The organism is Mesorhizobium sp. NFR06, from assembly GCF_900115245.1.
Classification (GTDB): Bacteria; Pseudomonadota; Alphaproteobacteria; order Rhizobiales; family Rhizobiaceae; genus Mesorhizobium.
The window spans coordinates 79,109-95,786 of sequence record NZ_FOVT01000010.1; the positions used below are offsets into that span (position 1 = coordinate 79,109).

The window sequence follows — 16,678 nt, forward strand, 5'->3', positions numbered from 1 at the left end:
CGTCAGTCTGCCAGATTCCACGCTTCCTTTCGACAGGCAAGCTGCGATGATTCCCGCCAACGCGAAATTGGCAGGGGTATTGACCATGAAGAACATCGTTGTCGTCGGCGTCGGCAAGATCGGCTCGACCATCGCCGAAATGCTTAGCGCCACGGGCGATTATCAAGTCACGCTCGTCGACCGCTCGGCCGCCCAGCTTGCCGCCGCCGAATTGCCGGCCGGCGTCGAGACGCAGGAGCTCGACATCGCCGCCGCCGGTGAACTCGAGCGAGTCCTTGCCGGCAAGTTTGCGGTGCTGAGCGCCGCACCCTTCCACCTCACCACCCGCATCGCCGAGGCGGCCGCCGCGACCGGCGTGCATTATCTCGACCTGACCGAGGACGTCGTCTCGACCCGCCGCGTCAAGGAGCTGGCGCGTGAGGCCAAGAGCGCCTTCATCCCGCAATGCGGCCTGGCGCCCGGCTTCATCTCGATCGTCGCCAATGATCTCGCCAGCCGCTTCGATACGCTGGAAAGCGTGCGCATGCGCGTCGGCGCGCTGCCGCAATATCCGTCGAACGCGCTGAACTACAACCTCACCTGGAGCACCGACGGCGTCATCAACGAATATTGCGAGCCCTGCGAGGCGATCGTCGAGGGCGAGCTGATCGAGGTGCCGCCGCTGGAGGAGCGCGAGGAATTCTCGCTCGACGGCGTCACCTACGAGGCCTTCAACACCTCCGGCGGGCTGGGCACGCTCGCCGAAACGCTGAAGGGCAAGGTGCGCACGCTGAACTACCGCACCATCCGCTATCCCGGCCACGCGGCGATCATGAAGGCGCTGCTCAACGACCTCGGGCTGCGCCACCGCCGCGACGTACTGAAGGACATCTTCGAAAGCGCGCTGCCGGCGACACTGCAGGACGTGGTCATCGTCTTCGTCACCGTGTCGGGCCGCAAGAACGGCAGGCTGCTGCAGGAAACCTACGCCAACAAGATCTATGCGCAGCGCGTCGGCACGATTGTGCGCAGCGCCATCCAGATCACCACCGCCTCCGGCATCTGCGCCGTGCTCGACATGCTGGCCGACGGCTCGCTGCCGTCGAGGGGTTTTATCCGCCAGGAAGACATTGCCCTCGACGCCTTCCTCGCCAACCGCTTCGGCCGCGCCTATGCCCAGCATGAGATGGTGAGCCGGCTGGCGAGCTGAGCTGCACAGCTCCCCCTTCTCCCCTTGCGGGAAGGGGAGACGCCCGGAGAAATAAGTTCGCACCCTTCCTCTCCCCCTCGAGGGGGGAGATTACGTGCCGCTAAACATGCAGCGCGTGACCCAACGCCTTCAGCGCCGCTTCCTGGAAGCCTTCGCCCTGCGTCGGATGCGCGTGGATGGTGCCGGCGATGTCCTCCAGCCGCGCGCCCATTTCGAGTGCCAGCCCGAAGGCGGCCGACAGTTCCGACACGCCCTGGCCGACCGCCTGGATGCCGAGCACCAGATGGTTGTCGGCCCGCGCCACGACCCGCACAAAACCATCCTCGCCTTGCTTCGTCATCGCCCGGCCGTTGGCGGCGAAGGGAAACTGGCCGATCTTGATCTCGCCGGCGAGCGCCTTCGCCTCTTCCGGTGACAGGCCGGCGGTGACCAGCTCCGGATCGGTGAAGCAGATCGCGGGAATAGCGCGCTTGTCCCAGCTTCTTTTGTGGCCGGCGACGATCTCGGCCACCATCTCGCCCTGCACCATGGCGCGATGCGCCAGCATCGGCTCGCCGGTGACGTCGCCAATCGCATGGATGCCGCGCATCGACGTCCGGCACTGGTCGTCGATGCGAATGAATTTGCCGGCCATGTCGAGGTCGATCTGCTCCAGACCCCAGCCTTCGGTGAGCGGCTTGCGCCCGACCGTGACCAGGATCTTGTCGGCGGCAACCTTGGCGTTCTTGCCGTCCGCCGTCTCGACCAGCAGCGCATCGCCCTTGGTCGACAGGCCCTTGGCCGTGGCGCCGGCCATCACCTCGACGCCGAGCTCGCCGAGTCGCTTCAGCACCGGCCTTGTCAGCTCGGCATCGTATTGCGCGAGCACACGCGGCAAGGCCTCGACCACGGTGAAATGAGAGCCCATCTTGGCGAAAGCCATGCCGAGCTCGAGCCCGATATAGCCGCCGCCGACGACGGCGAGCTTCTTCGGCACGTCGCCGAGCGCCAGCGCCTCGGTGGACGAGATGACGGGACCGCCGAAGGGCAGGAGCGGCAGTTCGACCGGCGCCGAGCCGGTGGCGATGACGATCGTCTCGGCGCGGATGACCTGCGTGCCGGTCTCGGTCTCGACCTCGACCGTCTTGCCGTCCCGGAACGTCGCCCAGCCCTGTACGGTCTTCACCTTGGCCTTCTTGAGCAGTCCGGCGACGCCGCTGTTGAGCCGGCTAACGATGCCGTCTTTCCAGCTGACCGTTTTGGCCAGGTCAAGCGTCGGCGCGGCGACGGCTATGCCGAGCGCGCTTTTGCCGCCGGCCATATGCGCGACCTTCTCGAACTCCTCCGCGGCATGGATCAGCGCCTTGGAGGGAATACAGCCGACATTGAGGCAGGTGCCGCCCGGCTTGCCAGCCTCGACGATGACCGTATCGACGCCGAGCTGGCCGGCGCGGATGGCGCAGACATAGCCCCCCGGCCCGGCGCCGACGACAAGCAGCTTGCAGGAGATTTCTTTCATGGGCTTACGCTCTTCTTGATGGCGAAGGTCGCGGCGCGCCTCCTCCTTCTCCCCTTGTGGGAGAAGGAGGATCGGCGCGATAGCGCCGAGACGGATGAGGGGTGTTCCAGCGGAGTGAGACGATGGCTTTCCCTGGAGCACCCCTCATCCGTCGCCTTCGGCGACACCTTCTCCCACAAGGGGAGAAGGGGGAGCCCGTATCCCGGCGCCGCGACGTTCGAGACCAACCCCATCACCTCAATCCACGAAAATCAGCGCCGGCGTTTCCAGCAGCGCCTTGATCCGCTGCACGAAGACCGCGGCATCCCAGCCGTCGATGACGCGATGGTCGAAGCTGGACGACAGGTTCATCATCTTGCGCGGGATAAACTGGGTGCCGTCCCACACCGGCCGCACCATCATCTTGTTGACGCCGACGATCGCCACTTCCGGGTGGTTGATGACCGGCGTCGTCGCCACGCCGCCCATGGCGCCCAGCGAGGTGATGGTGATGGTTGAGCCGGAGAGCTCGTCGCGTGTCGCCGTGCCGGACTTGGCCGCCTCGGCCAGCCGGTTGACCTCGGCAGCGCTATCCCACAGGTCGCGCGCCTCGGCATGCTTGACCACCGGCACCACTAGCCCGGTGGGCGTCTGCGCGGCGATGCCGATATGGATGCCTTCATGCTGGTGGATGATGCCGGCATCGTCGTCGAACAAAGCGTTGAGGTTCGGCTGGTCGGCGATCGCCTTGACCATCGCCCGCATCAGGAACGGCAGCAGTGTCAGCTTCGGGCGGTCTTGCCGCTTCTCCTTGTTGAGCGCGGCGCGCAGCTCTTCCAGCGCGGTGACGTCGATCTCCTCGACATAGGTGATGTGCGGAATGCGCGATTTGGCGAGCGACATTTTTTCGGCGATCTTGCGCCGCAGACCGACGACCTTGATGTCCTCGACGCCGTCCTTCGGCGCAAGCCCGGTCGCGCGGGCAAGCTGCGGGCCGCGCGCGAGGAACGCGTCGATGTCCTCATGACTGATGCGCCCGGCCGGGCCGCTGCCCCCAACCTGGCGCAGATCGATGCCGGCTTCCCTGGCGCGCAGCCGCACGGCGGGCGAAGCCAACGGCTTTTCCCCTTCGGTGCGCGGCGCGCCCGACGTCGCTACACCCCGGGACATCGGCGCCGTGCCCCCGCCCCTGGCCCCTCCCGACAAGGGGGATTGCGGCGCAGGCTCACTCTTGGACGCAGACGGTTTTGCCGGCGACGATGACACCGGTTTCGCTTCGGCGGCCGTGGCGCCTTCTCCTCCCCCTTGTGCGGAGCGGTTAGGAGTAGGTGCCGCCATGCCTTGCGGCGGTTTCGCACCGCTCACGACATTGCCTTCGCCGGCTACCTTCAGCCGCACGATCGGCGAGCCGATCGCCACCGTGTCGCCGATCTCGGCGCCGAGCCACAGGATTTCACCGTCGACCGGCGACGGGATCTCGACCGTCGCCTTGTCGGTCATGACGGCGGCCAGCACCGCGTCCTCGCGCACCAGGTCGCCGATCTTGACATGCCATTCGACGAGCTCGGCCTCGGCGACGCCTTCGCCGACATCGGGAAGCTTGATCACATATTCGCCCATCGTCAATTTCCTCAGGCTTCCATGGTCTCGACGAGCGCGCGCCCGACCCGCGCCGGGCCTGGGAAATAGTCCCACTCCTGCGCATGCGGATAGGGCGTGTCCCAGCCGGCGACCCGCGCCACCGGCGCTTCCAGGTGATAGAAGCAGTTCTCCTGCACCAGCGCGACCAGCTCGGCGCCGAAGCCGGAGGTGAGCGTCGCCTCATGCACGACGACGCAGCGCCCGGTCTTCTTCACCGAGGCGACGATCGCGTCGAGGTCGAGCGGCAGCAGCGTCCTCAGATCGATGATCTCGGCATCGATGCCGGTCTCCTCGGCCGCCGCCTGCGCGACATAGACCATGGTGCCGTAGGCGAGCACGGTGACCGCCGCACCCGGCCTGCGGATCGCCGCCTTGCCGAGCGGGATCGTGTAGTGGCCGTCGGCCACCTCGCCGAGTCGATGCTTGGACCATGGCGTCACCGGCCGGTCGTGATGGCCGTCGAAGGGGCCGTTGTAGAGCCGCTTCGGCTCGAGGAAGATCACCGGGTCCGGGTCTTCGATCGCCGCGATCAGCAACCCCTTGGCATCATGCGGATTGGAGGGCACGATCACCTTCAGGCCGGAGACATGGGTGAACAAGGCTTCCGGGCTCTGGCTGTGCGTCTGGCCGCCGAAGATACCGCCGCCGGTCGGCATGCGCACCACGATCGGGCAGGTGAAATCGCCGTTAGAACGGTAGCGCAGCCGCGCCGCCTCCGAAACGATCTGGTCGTAGGCCGGATAAACATAGTCGGCAAACTGCACCTCGACACAAGGCTTCAGTCCATAGGCGGCCATGCCGATCGCCGAGCCGACAATGCCGGATTCGCTGATCGGCGCATCGAAGCAGCGGTTCTTGCCGTATTTGGCCTGCAGGCCTTGGGTGCAGCGAAAGACGCCGCCGAAGAAACCGACATCCTCGCCATAGACGATGACGCGCTCGTCGCGCGCCATGGAGACGTCCATGGCGTCGCGGATCGCCTCGATCATGGTTTTTCTCGGCATGGTCAGACCCCGGCCTGCTGTCGCTGGCGCCTGAGATGCGGCGGCATCTCGGCATAGACGCCCTCGAACATGTCGCGCGTCGACGGCTTGCCGCCGGCATGCAGCGTGCCGTGGCTCTCGGCCTCCTTCTGCGCCGCGATCACCGTTTCGAGGATCTCGGCTTCGGCCTGGGTGTGGCGATCCTCCGACCAGACGCCCTGGTGGATGAGATGGTTCTTCAACCGGATGACCGGGTCGCCGAGCGGCCAGGCGTCGGATTCCGCCTTGGGGCGGTAGGCCGACGGATCGTCCGAGCTCGAATGCGCGCCGGCGCGATAGGTGACATATTCGACCAGCGTCGGCCCGAGATTGGCGCGCGCCCGTTCCGCCGCCCATTTCGCCACGGCATGGACCGCGAGGTAGTCATTGCCGTCGACGCGCAGCGAGGGGATGCCGAAGCCGAGGCCGCGCGCGGCAAAGGTGCCCGAGCCGCCGCGCGCAATGCCCTGGAAGGTCGAGATCGCCCACTGATTGTTGACGACGTTGAGGATGACCGGCGCCTTGTAGGTCGAGGCGAAGACCAGCGCGGAGTGGAAATCCGACTCCGCGGTCGAGCCGTCGCCGATCCAGGCCGCGGCGATCTTGGAATCGTTGGAGATCGCCGAGGCCATCGCCCAGCCGACCGCCTGGATATACTGCGTCGCCAGATTGCCGGAAATCGAGAAGAAGCCGTGCTCCTTCGACGAATACATGATCGGCAGCTGCCGCCCCTTCAGCGGGTCGGCCTCGTTGGAATAGATCTGGTTCATCATCGTGACCATCGGGTAGCCGTCGGCGATCAAAAGGCCGGCTTGCCGATAGGTCGGGAAATTCATGTCGCCCGGCTTGAGCGCCTTGCGGAAGGCGCAGCTCACCGCCTCCTCGCCGAGATGCTGCATGTAGAAGGAGGTCTTGCCCTGGCGCTGCGCCATCTGCATGCGCGCGTCGAAGGTCCTGAGCGTCATCATGTGGCGCAGGCCTTCGAGCAGTTCCTCGTCGGTGAGCAGCCCGGCCCATGGCCCGACGGCTTCGCCGGCGCGGTTGAGCACCCGGATGATGGAAAAAGCCATGTCGCGGATGCTGCGCGGATCGACGTCGATCTGCGGGCGCGGCACCGAGCCCGCCTTGGGGATGGTCACATTCGAGAAGTCGGGCGTGCCGCCAGGCCGCACCTCGGGCTCGGGCACGTGAAAGCGCAACATTCCAGCATCGGCCATGAGCTCACGTCCTCCAATGTTGCCGGTGCGATATTTGCACATCCGCGCCGCCACACCAGTGCCAATTCGCACGGTCAGGGGCACGGCCGTCCTCCCGGCCCTCGGCTCTGTGGAGCCGCAGCGCCACGCGAGCGACAAGATGCAGATATGGCAACGAAATTTCTTGTCGATGTTTTCGCGCTGCGCGCAATTTGGCGGAAGTTTGTGGGGCGATTGCCGCCAGATAAGATAATTGAGATAGGCGCGGTGGCCGAAGCGGCTAATCTCCCCCCTCGTGGGGGAGATGCCCGGCAGGGCAGAGGGGGGCGTGACAGAACGGCCACCTCTCCGTTGTCATCGTTGGGTGCAAGCAGGAACTGAGCGACACGCGCGAACCTCAGACCCAGCAGCCGACGTGTCGGTCAGTGCTAAGGATCAAGCACGAATATGCCGGCGGGACAGCGCCCCCCTCTGGCCTGCCGGCCATCTCCCCCACGAGGGGGGAGATCACGCTCCTTGCCGCCGCTTCTCCGTTCACTCTGCCCCCGCCCCATGCTAACTCACCCCGCATGGCACAGAAGAAAGGATACGAGGTCGATTCGTGGCTGGCCCGGCCTGACCCGGCCATGGCGATCGTTCTCTTTTACGGTCCCGACCGCGGCCTTGTCGCCGAGCGGGCGAAAACCTTTGCCGCCAAGACCGGCCTGCCGCTCGACGACCCTTTCTCGGTGGTCAAGCTGGGTGGAGCGGAGGTCGATCGCGACGAGGGCCGCCTGCTCGACGAGGCGCGCACGGTGCCGATGTTTTCAGACCGGCGGCTGCTTTGGGTGCGCAACGCCAGCGGCCAGAAGGGCCTGGCCGACGACATCAAGGCGCTGACGGCAGAGCCCGCGCGCGACGCCATCATCCTCATCGAGGCCGGCGACCTGAAGAAAGGCACGGGCCTGAGGGCCATCGTGGAGGCCGCCGGCAACGCCATTGCCTTGCCCTGCTACGCCGACGAGGCGAGGGACCTCGACACGGTCATCGACGACGAATTGCGCAGGGCCGGCATGTCGATGACATTGGACGCAAGGCAGGCGCTGCGACGCAATCTCGGCGGCGACCGGCTGGCCTCGCGCGGCGAGATCGAGAAACTGGTGCTCTACGCCCACGGCCGCAAGGAAATCGGCATCGAGGACGTCGACGCGATGTCCGGCGATGTCTCCGGCGCCTCTTTCGATGCCGCGGTCGACGCCATGCTCGACGGCAAGGTCGGCGATTTCGACATCTCCTTCAACCGCCACTGCCAGTCCGGCGGCCATCCTTTCCTGGTGCTGTCGTCGGCAATGCGGCAACTGCAGGCGATCCAGGTGATGCGCGGCCAGATGGAATCACAGGGCCGCAACGCCGCTTCGGTCGTCGCCGGAGCGCGTCCGCCGGTTTTCTTCGCGCGCCGCAAGCTGGTGGAAAAGACGCTCGAGCGCTGGAACGTCGAGGCGCTTGGCCGGGCGCTGAACCGGCTGCAGACGGCGGTCCTGCAGACGCGCAAACGTCCGGATTTGTCGGAGGCGCTGGCTCGACAGGCGCTGCTCGGCATTGCGGTGGAGAGCGCGCGGCTGGGACAGCGTGGCTGATCTCCGCCGTGAGAGACCTTTGAGGGGGAGATATTCGGCGGGACAGAGGCGCGAAGGAGGGCGGACCTATCCCATTCGTCATTCTAGGGCGGAGCAAGGAGCGAAGCGACGCGCGCAGACCCTAGAATCCATGCCGTGACAAGTGGCCGTAGAATGCAACGGTCGAGAATAGCCGTTGGCGATAGTGCTTAGGTAAGAGCGGAACATGACAGGTTACGTCTACATGACCGCAAGCCGGAAGGCGGCACGATCCCAACGACCTTGCTCGTCGGATGCCCTGGCACAAGACCGGCCAAGGCTCCAACTGCACCAGCCGCTACGGTGTGCAGCGTCTGGTCTGGTACGAGGAGTATTTCGACATCGCCGATGCCATCCAGCGTGAGACGTCATTGAAGCGCTGGCCACGCCAATGAAAGGTCGAATTGATCGAGAAGGCCAATCCGGAATGGTTCGAGCTGTTTCGCGGAATTGGCTGGTAAACGTCCTCGCGTCTTGGGCGCGAACGCTGCCTTCCTGGTCAGTTCATCGTCATGGCGCCGGCCGCCTGGAAGGTTGGCAGCGCCTGGGGAAAGACCAGCACCGCCACGCCGTAGAGGAGCAGGGCGACACCCGACGCCTTGGCGATCCGATTTCCCGACGGGAAGGTCTTTTCCGCAAAGATCAGCAAGGTGACCACGGCCATTGCGGCGACGTTCATGATGCCGAGAGGAAAAAGGGCGAGAAACAAGAGCCAGCAGCAGCCAAGACAAAAGACCCCATGCTCGAGGCCCATCCGCGCCGCGCCCCAACGACCGTCGCGCCATGAGGTCAGCACGAAACCAATGGGCGTCCGGCATTTGGCCAGACAGAGATCTTTCAATGGGGAGAGCTGGTAGGCGCCCGCAACGATCAGCAGCGCGCCGCCGATGCGCGCAGCCGTCGTGGCAGACATTCCCATGCCAATCCTCTCGGCGCCTGCCGCGCCGGCAAAGGCGAGAACGCCGATCACGCTCCAAACCAACATGTAGCCGGCTACGAATACCCAGGTGGAGACGAAAGTCTCGCCGCGCCCCCGCTTGGCGGCCTGAACGTGGTGAAACGTCAGGATCATGGGCGCGGCCGCCGGAAACATCATGGCAATCATCATGACTATCCAGACGACAAGAAACAGCGGCGCCTTCATGCCCATGGTGGGCGAGTACATTTCCATGCCCGCGCTGGTGCCGATCTGCTGCCGGATAAGCACGGTCCACGACGCCGCAGCCAGGGCGATCAGCAGCGCCAGAATGATGTTTCGCTGCAATGTCATCGCCATGGCCGAGTGCGGTCTATGCCTGGCCTGACCAACTGATCGGAGCGTAGTGCGCGTTTCGGCGGGAATTGTCCCAGCTCATGCCATGATCGCTGAACGTGCTGCCTTCCGCCCCCATCGCCAGAGCGAGCCAGTCGGGGTTGACGGGGTGTCCGGTGGCCGCCCACATCTGCCCGTCCTCGCGCATTGTCGGCAGCGGCTCGACCGCCATCTGCATGACGCCCGCAATTTCCGCCGACCGCTTCTTGCCGTCTATCCGGTAGCTTATCGGCACCTTCTTGGCGCCGAGATTCGTGCCGATCATGGGCGCCAACACCGCCATGGGGCCACCCGCGGCGCCGGTGAAGATCGTGCCCAGCGCCTCGGTTTGCCTGTCATCGGCCCGTTCGTCGATATAGGCGGCGGCCGTCCAATTGCCGTCAGCCATCGGACCCGGCGTGTGAGCAACCATCGCGACATTGAGCCCGTCCAATCGAACGTCGCCGTAAGTGCCGGTATCGATATGAAAGACCAAACCGACGTCGCAAACGCCTTTCGTCGGCTTCGATGTCAGCTGCGCGTTGGTTGACAGCAGGCAAGGACATACGACATCGCAGCTACAATTTTCGAAGTAACTTCCGGACAATTGCCAACGGACTGCCATTTGCACCTCCCGATTCGTCAGGCGCGTCGGCATATCGCTTTGGCGAGGCGGTGCCATTTCACGACTATTGGATGAATGGCAATGGGCCCTCGCCGCGACTGATCGGCACGCCAGGGCATGACTTAACTTAAGTTGTACCTAATGGAGGGTACGCCGTTGCCCTGCACTGTCAAGCAGCGGGCTCCAGGAGGGGCGCTCTGTTCGATGTCGCCAATCGCCGGAATCGCCGGCACGGCAAAGACGGCAGCTCGCCGGTTTTCGTCTTCGCGGCAAGCTGATGGAGAAGACGCTGGAACGCTGGAACAGCGAAGCGCTTGGGCCGCGAATTGAACCGCCTGCGATCTGCGTGCTGCAGATCCGCATACGGCGGGCAGGCATTTCTGTCGAGCGCGCGAAAGGTGGCTGTGACAGCTGATCTCACTTTCTCGGACCGCTTACGGGGACAAATGCCCGGCAGGGCAATGAGGGGCGCAGGGGACGCAATTCGCCTCGGTCATCATTCTAGGCCGGAGCAAGGAGCGGAGCGACGCGCGCAGACCCTAGAATCCATGCCATGACGCTAAGGCATTGCTGCGGTTACAGAATTCTGCACGGCCGCACTCTTTGTGGAAGGTCACGGCATGGATCCTCGGGTCAGCTAATCACTTACCACCGCGTCAGCCTTGCCAATCGCCACTGCCAACAAAAAAGGCCGGCACAGCGCCGACCCTTCGTTGTCTATCACCGATATATCAGGCATATCCAACCTTCAGGCGGAACCTTATGTCCGGATAAAATACCCATACGCGCCCCCAACGACCTACCGCTCGTCTTTCAACCGCCGGCACAGCTCGTCCAGCTGCTCCAGCGAGCGATAGTTGACCCTGAGCGTGCCGCCCTTGGCCTTGTGCTCGATGCTGACGATCATGCCGATCGTGTCGGTCATCAGCTTCTCCAGCGCCAGCGTGTCGGGATCCTTGTCGGGCGCGCTCGGCGCGGACTTCGTCTTGGCCGGCGTCGGCCCGGCCGGCATCTGCGCCAGCGCCTCGGCCTGGCGCACCGAAAGCCCTTCCTTGACGATACGCTTGGCGAGCCCGGCCGGGTCTTCCGCGGTGACCAGGGTACGGGCATGACCGGCCGACAAATCGCCGTCGACCAGCATGTCGTGGATCACATTGGGCAGCTTCAACAGTCGCAGCGTGTTGGCGACATGGCTGCGGCTCTTGCCGATGACCTGGCCGAGATCGGCCTGCGTGTAGCCGTGCTCGTCGATGAGCTGCTGGTAGCCTTGCGCCTCTTCGACCGGATTGAGGTCGGCGCGCTGCACGTTCTCGATGATCGCCAGCTCCAGCGCCGTGCGGTCGTTGACGTCGCGCACGATGAGCGGAATTTCGGTCAAGCCCGCGCGCTGCGCCGCCCGCCAGCGCCGCTCGCCGGCGATGATCTCGTAGCGGCCGGGCTGCGACGGCGACGGCCGCGCCACTACCGGCTGCACCACGCCATGCTCGCGGATCGACTGGGCAAGATCGGTGAGCTCGGCATCGCCGAAATGCCGGCGCGGGTTCTTCGGGTTCGGGCTGACGAACTCGATCGGCACCTTGCCGTCGGCCGCCACCGCCGCGCTTGGCTTTTCCGGAGCGGCCGGACGGTCGATTTCGCCGATCAGCGCCGCGAGACCACGGCCCAGTCTTTTTCTTGATTGGTCTTCGCTCATCAGTTTATCCAGATCGTTTCGGAATCGAATCGGCTAATTTACCAAAGCAGTCGGGATCGCCCGAGCTCAGGCGGCGCGCAGCTTGCGCTCGCGTCGGATCACCTCGGAGGCAAGCTGCAGATAGGCCTGGCTGCCCGAGCATTTGAGATCGTAGAGGATCGCCGGCTTGCCGTAGGACGGCGCCTCGGAGACGCGCACATTGCGTGGAATGATGGTCTCGTAGACCTTGTCGCCCATATGGGTGCGCACGTCCTGCACCACCTGATTGGCGAGGTTGTTGCGCCCGTCATACATGGTCAGCACGATGCCCTGGATGGTGAGGTCCGGATTGATCGTGGCGCGCACCTGCTCGACAGTCTCCAGCAACTGGCTGAGACCCTCGAGCGCAAAGAACTCGCATTGCAGCGGCACGAGAACCGAATCGGCGGCCGCCATTGAATTCAAAGTCAAAAGATTGAGCGAGGGCGGGCAGTCGATCAGCACATAGCCGAACGGCGCCGAGCGCTCGGTCGCCGCCCGCAACGCGTTCCGCAATTTGAGCACCCGATCCGGCGCCGAAGCGATCTCCATCTCGATGCCGAGCAGGTCGAGCGTGGAGGGAATGATCGACAGTCCGGGAACAGCTGTCGGCACGGCGGCCGCCTCCAGCTCGAGCTCGCCGGTCAGCACGTCGTAGGACGACGTGGTGCGATCCTTGCGGTCGATGCCGAGGCCGGTGCTGGCATTGCCTTGCGGGTCGAGGTCGACGATCAGCACGCGCTCGCCGATCGCGGCCAGAGCCGTGGCCAGATTGATAGCCGTCGTGGTCTTGCCGACGCCGCCCTTCTGGTTGGCAACGGTGATGATACGCGGTCCAGTTTTCATGGGTTTATGCCAGTGATTCATGCGGTTTCGCCGGGCGCAAGTCGCTGATTTCGAGGATGACGCCGTAGGGGTCGGTCATACTCGAATGTTCTACCAGATCGAAGGCCCAGCGGTGAGTGCTTTCTTCCACTTCGGCGCGGTAATCCCGGCCTTTGTGGAAAAGCCCACGCGCGCCCTTGGTCAGCCAGGGCGCCGCGAGATCGAGCAGATCCGGGAGCGCCGCCAGCGCCCTGGCCGTGACGATTTCCGGCGCGGAAACAAGGACATAGCTGTCGTCGATGCGCTTGGCCACGACCCGCGCCGGCAGATCGAACTGGCCGATGACGGATTGCAGGAACGAGGCTTTCTTGCGGTTGCTTTCGACCAGATCGACCGACGCGCCTGGGCGCTCGACGAGCAGGAATGCGAGCACCAATCCGGGAAAACCGCCGCCCGAGCCGAGGTCGACCCAGCGCGTTGCGGCGGGTGCGATTCGTGCGAGCTGGGCGCTGTCCAGGATGTGGCGGCGCCAGACGTCGTCGAGTGTCGACGGCGCCGCCAGATTGATGCTGCGATTCCATTTCAGGAACAGCTGCTCGAAGGCCTGCAGACGCTCGAATGTTTCACGTGAAACTGGACCCGCCGTCCTTTGCAGGTCTTCCCAGGCGCTCACGCCACATCCCTTCGCGCCGCGAGCTCGGCATTGCGGACATGCGCGACGATGATGGCAAGCGCCGCCGGCGTCATGCCTTCCATGCGCTGCGCGTCCGCAATCGAACGCGGCTGGCGCATTGTCATCTTCTGCTTGAGCTCGTTCGAAAGTCCCGGGACATCCGAGAAGTCGATGGTCTCGGGGATGAGCCGCGACTCCTCATGCCTGATTTGCGCGACATCGGCCTGCTGGCGTTCGAGATAGACGGAATATTTCGCCTCCGTCTCGAGCCGCTCCGCCGTCTTGGCGTCAAGCTCGGCGAAGCGGGGCTCGACCCGCGCCAGCCAGGCTATATCGACGCTAGGATGCGCCAACAGATCATAGGCCGAACGGCGCACGCCATCGCGGTTGATTTCCAGTCCGTGCCGCGCTGCTTCGTTCGGAGTCAACGTGACCGATTTCGCCAAGCTGCGCGCATCGTCGAGCTTGCCGGCAATTGCATTGAACCGCTGCAAGCGCCCCGACGAGGCAATGCCAAGCCCGGCGGCGAGCGGTGTCAGCCGCTCATCGGCATTGTCGGCCCGCAGCGACAGCCGGAACTCGGCCCGCGAGGTGAACATGCGATAAGGCTCGGTGATGCCGCGGCTGGTCAGGTCGTCGACCATCACGCCGATATAGGCTTCCGTGCGGCTGAGCACGACAGGCTCGCCCGACCCTGCCAGGCGCGCGGCATTGATGCCGGCGAGCAGGCCTTGCGCGCCGGCCTCTTCATAGCCGGTCGTGCCGTTGATTTGCCCGGCCAGGAACAGGCCGCCGACGCGCTTCGTCTCCAGCGTCGTCTTCAGCTCGCGCGGATCGACATGGTCGTATTCGATCGCATAGCCCGGCTGCAGCATCGCCGCCTTTTCCAGCCCGGGAACCGTTTTGAGGATATCGCGCTGGACGTCTTCCGGCAGTGAGGTCGAGATGCCGTTCGGATAGACGGTGTCGTCATCGAGGCCCTCCGGCTCGAGGAAGATCTGATGGCCTTCCCGGTCGCCGAACTTGACGATCTTATCCTCTATCGACGGGCAATAGCGCGGCCCGACGCCTTCGATCGAGCCGGAATACATGGCCGAGCGGCCGAGATTGGCCCGGATCAGCTCATGCGTGGCAGGCATGGTCCGCGTGATGCCACAGTGAATTTGTGGGTTGGCGATGCGATCGGTCATCAAGGAGAACGGCACCGGATCTGCATCCGCTGCCTGGCTTTCCAGCGACGCCCAATCGATGGTTCGGCCGTCGAGGCGAGGGGGCGTTCCTGTCTTCAACCGTCCCAGCTGGAAGCCTGCCCGGGCCATCGTTGCCGACAAGCCCATGCTTGCCTGCTCGTTCATGCGGCCGGCGACGATCTTCTTTTCGCCGATATGGATCAGCCCGCGCAGGAAGGTGCCGGTGGTCAGCACCACGGCGCCGCAGGCCAGCCGCCGATCGCCGGAAACCAGCACCGCCGCCACGCGCCCATCTTCGATTTCGAAATCGAGGACCTCGCCTTCGACCACGTCGAGATCGGCCTGTTCGCCGATCGCCGCCTGCATGGCGAGGCGATAGAGCTTGCGGTCGGCCTGGGTACGCGGACCGCGCACCGCAGGGCCTTTGCGGCGATTGAGCAGGCGGAACTGGATGCCGGCGGCATCGGCGATGCGCCCCATCAATCCGTCCATGGCGTCGATCTCGCGCACGAGATGTCCCTTGCCGAGCCCACCGATCGCCGGGTTGCAGGACATCACGCCGATTGTGTCGAAACGCAGCGTCACCAGCGCGGTCCTGGCGCCGGCGCGCGCGGCGGCACTCGCCGCCTCGCATCCGGCATGGCCGCCGCCCACCACCACCACGTCATAGTGACTGGTCATTTTGAGAATCCGTTTTCAGAGATTGCCAGACACATGTCCCTGGCGCCGCGTGCTGTCAAGGATGAACAGCCAAACTCGTTTCACGTGAAACATCATTCGGCGCGTCCATCAGTATTCACGTGAGTCACCACAGCGGAGGCGCCACGGTGTTTCACGTGAATCACTTACCGATGCAGAACTGCGAAAAGATGACGTCGAGCAGGTCCTCGACATCGACCGCGCCGATGATCCGGCCGAGCCGATCGGCGGCCAGGCGCAGTTCCTCCGCGCGCAACTCCTGACTCCGCCCCGATAGCGCGGCCCGCAGGAAACCCGTCGTCTTGGTGAGCAGCTCGACATGCCGCAGCCTCGACGGCAGGACGTCGCCCGACCCGCCAACTGCCGCCGCCGCGCGGCTTCCGATCTGCGCGAGAAGAGGGTCCAACCCGGTGCCGTCCTTCGACGATATCACCAAGTCGTAGTCACCGGCGCCGGCCGCGGCGATATCCGCCTTCGTCCCAATCCTCAGCAATGGCGCCCCGCTCGGAACATCGCCAACGGCCACCGGGTCGGCCATATCCTCCAGCAGCAGAACCAGATCGGCCGCGCCCGCCTTTGCCCGCGCCCGCTCGATGCCGATCGACTCGACCTTACCCGCGGCGTGGCGCAGGCCGGCCGTGTCGACGATCCGGACTTTCAACCCGTTGAGGTCCATGACGACCTCCAACAAATCGCGGGTCGTGCCCGGCTCGTCGGTGACGATCGCCGCCTCGCGTTGCGCCAGCGCGTTGAACAGGCTGGACTTGCCGGCATTCGGCGCCCCAACAATCACGACTTCAAAACCGTCGCGAATGATCTCCGCCGCCTTGAACCCTTCGATATGCCTCTCGATCTCGCCGATCATAGCGGCAACGTCCGACCAGACCGCATCCGAAACGGAGCCCGGCACATCCTCTTCGTCGGCGAAGTCGATTTCCGCTTCGATCATCGCCCGCGCATGGATCAGACGACGGCGCCAATTCGCATAGAGGTCGCTCTGCGCGCCTTCGGCGTTCCTCACGGCGAAACGGCGCTGCGCTTCCGTCTCGGCGTTGACCAGGTCGGCGATTGCCTCCGTCTCGACCAGGTCGAGCTTGCCGTTGAGAAAGGCGCGCCTTGTGAACTCGCCGGGCTCGGCATGCCTGACGCCTTCGAAGCCGGTGATGGTCTCCAGCATCTTCGCCGCCACGGCGCGGCTGCCGTGGACATGAAACTCGGCGACGTCCTCGCCAGTGAAGGAGGCGGGACCGGGAAAGAAAAGCACAAGGCCGTGGTCGATGGTCGAGCCGTCCGGCGCTCTGAGCTTTCGCAACGTGGTAAACCGATCCTTAACCGACCCCGCAATCGTTTCGACCACGAATCGAGTCTTCGGGCCGGAAATGCGGATCACGGCAATGCCGGCGGGCAGGCGGCCGCTCGAAAGCGCTACGATTGAATCCTTCGAGGTCATCATCTGGGAAACCATTTGCCGGACCTGGTGAAGCGCCCTAGCCTTTACCTGTCAA

General features: G+C 64.8%; 15 protein-coding genes. 4 read left to right on the forward strand and 11 right to left on the reverse strand.

All coding sequences use genetic code 11. The features are described from left to right. Positions 1-85: 85 nt before the first annotated feature. Positions 86-1,189, forward strand: a complete 1,104-nt coding sequence (locus F3H96_RS18465) for a saccharopine dehydrogenase family protein (protein ID WP_149803161.1) — start codon at positions 86-88, stop codon at positions 1,187-1,189. Positions 1,190-1,289: 100 nt separating this feature from the next. Here the strand turns inward: F3H96_RS18465 and lpdA are convergent, their stop codons facing one another. From lpdA to F3H96_RS18485, 4 genes are all read right to left on the reverse strand, one after another. Next, positions 1,290-2,687, reverse strand: a complete 1,398-nt coding sequence (lpdA, locus tag F3H96_RS18470; RefSeq protein WP_149803162.1) for a dihydrolipoyl dehydrogenase — start codon at positions 2,685-2,687, stop codon at positions 1,290-1,292. A 237-nt stretch (positions 2,688-2,924) separates the two neighbouring features. Further along, positions 2,925-4,286, reverse strand: coding sequence for a dihydrolipoamide acetyltransferase family protein (locus tag F3H96_RS18475; RefSeq protein ID WP_149803163.1), 1,362 nt, complete (start codon positions 4,284-4,286; stop codon positions 2,925-2,927). An 11-nt stretch (positions 4,287-4,297) separates the two neighbouring features. After that, positions 4,298-5,311: an alpha-ketoacid dehydrogenase subunit beta gene (locus F3H96_RS18480; RefSeq protein WP_149803164.1), complete on the reverse strand. Its 1,014-nt coding sequence runs from the start codon at positions 5,309-5,311 to the stop codon at positions 4,298-4,300. A 2-nt stretch (positions 5,312-5,313) separates the two neighbouring features. Then, positions 5,314-6,546: a 3-methyl-2-oxobutanoate dehydrogenase (2-methylpropanoyl-transferring) subunit alpha gene (locus F3H96_RS18485; RefSeq protein ID WP_149803165.1), complete on the reverse strand. Its 1,233-nt coding sequence runs from the start codon at positions 6,544-6,546 to the stop codon at positions 5,314-5,316. 548 nt (positions 6,547-7,094) lie between these two features. Here F3H96_RS18485 and holA point away from each other — a divergent pair. Continuing rightward, positions 7,095-8,141 (forward strand): DNA polymerase III subunit delta, encoded by a 1,047-nt coding sequence (holA, locus tag F3H96_RS18490; protein ID WP_149803166.1) that lies wholly within the window; start codon positions 7,095-7,097, stop codon positions 8,139-8,141. 272 nt (positions 8,142-8,413) lie between these two features. Then, complete coding sequence (locus tag F3H96_RS31150) at positions 8,414-8,554, forward strand: GIY-YIG nuclease family protein (RefSeq protein ID WP_244620060.1); 141 nt, start codon at positions 8,414-8,416, stop codon at positions 8,552-8,554. A 104-nt stretch (positions 8,555-8,658) separates the two neighbouring features. Here the strand turns inward: F3H96_RS31150 and F3H96_RS18500 are convergent, their stop codons facing one another. Then, positions 8,659-9,435, reverse strand: coding sequence for a DUF2182 domain-containing protein (locus F3H96_RS18500; protein WP_149803167.1), 777 nt, complete (start codon positions 9,433-9,435; stop codon positions 8,659-8,661). 13 nt (positions 9,436-9,448) lie between these two features. Continuing rightward, a complete protein-coding gene (locus tag F3H96_RS18505) occupies positions 9,449-10,075 on the reverse strand; it encodes a DUF1326 domain-containing protein (RefSeq protein ID WP_149803293.1) in 627 nt (208 codons plus the stop codon). Between the two features lie 277 nt (positions 10,076-10,352). On the opposite strand from F3H96_RS18505, the gene F3H96_RS30595 reads away from it, so the two are divergent. Then, entirely contained in the window at positions 10,353-10,490 is a 138-nt protein-coding gene (locus F3H96_RS30595) for a hypothetical protein (RefSeq protein WP_188131451.1), read from the forward strand. 384 nt (positions 10,491-10,874) lie between these two features. On the opposite strand, the gene F3H96_RS18510 is transcribed toward F3H96_RS30595, so the two are convergent. The 5 genes from F3H96_RS18510 to mnmE form a co-directional block, all read right to left on the reverse strand. Next, entirely contained in the window at positions 10,875-11,768 is an 894-nt protein-coding gene (locus tag F3H96_RS18510; protein WP_149803168.1) for a ParB/RepB/Spo0J family partition protein, read from the reverse strand. A 66-nt stretch (positions 11,769-11,834) separates the two neighbouring features. After that, positions 11,835-12,632 (reverse strand): ParA family protein, encoded by a 798-nt coding sequence (locus tag F3H96_RS18515; protein WP_149803169.1) that lies wholly within the window; start codon positions 12,630-12,632, stop codon positions 11,835-11,837. 4 nt (positions 12,633-12,636) lie between these two features. Then, on the reverse strand, positions 12,637-13,284 hold the full coding sequence (gene rsmG / locus F3H96_RS18520; protein ID WP_149803170.1) for a 16S rRNA (guanine(527)-N(7))-methyltransferase RsmG: 648 nt from the start codon (positions 13,282-13,284) through the stop codon (positions 12,637-12,639). After that, positions 13,281-15,155, reverse strand: coding sequence for a tRNA uridine-5-carboxymethylaminomethyl(34) synthesis enzyme MnmG (gene mnmG / locus F3H96_RS18525; RefSeq protein ID WP_149803171.1), 1,875 nt, complete (start codon positions 15,153-15,155; stop codon positions 13,281-13,283). The genes rsmG and mnmG overlap by 4 nt, the downstream gene beginning before the upstream one ends. Before the next feature lie 160 nt (positions 15,156-15,315). After that, complete coding sequence (gene mnmE / locus F3H96_RS18530; protein WP_149803294.1) at positions 15,316-16,623, reverse strand: tRNA uridine-5-carboxymethylaminomethyl(34) synthesis GTPase MnmE; 1,308 nt, start codon at positions 16,621-16,623, stop codon at positions 15,316-15,318. Positions 16,624-16,678: the final 55 nt, after the last annotated feature.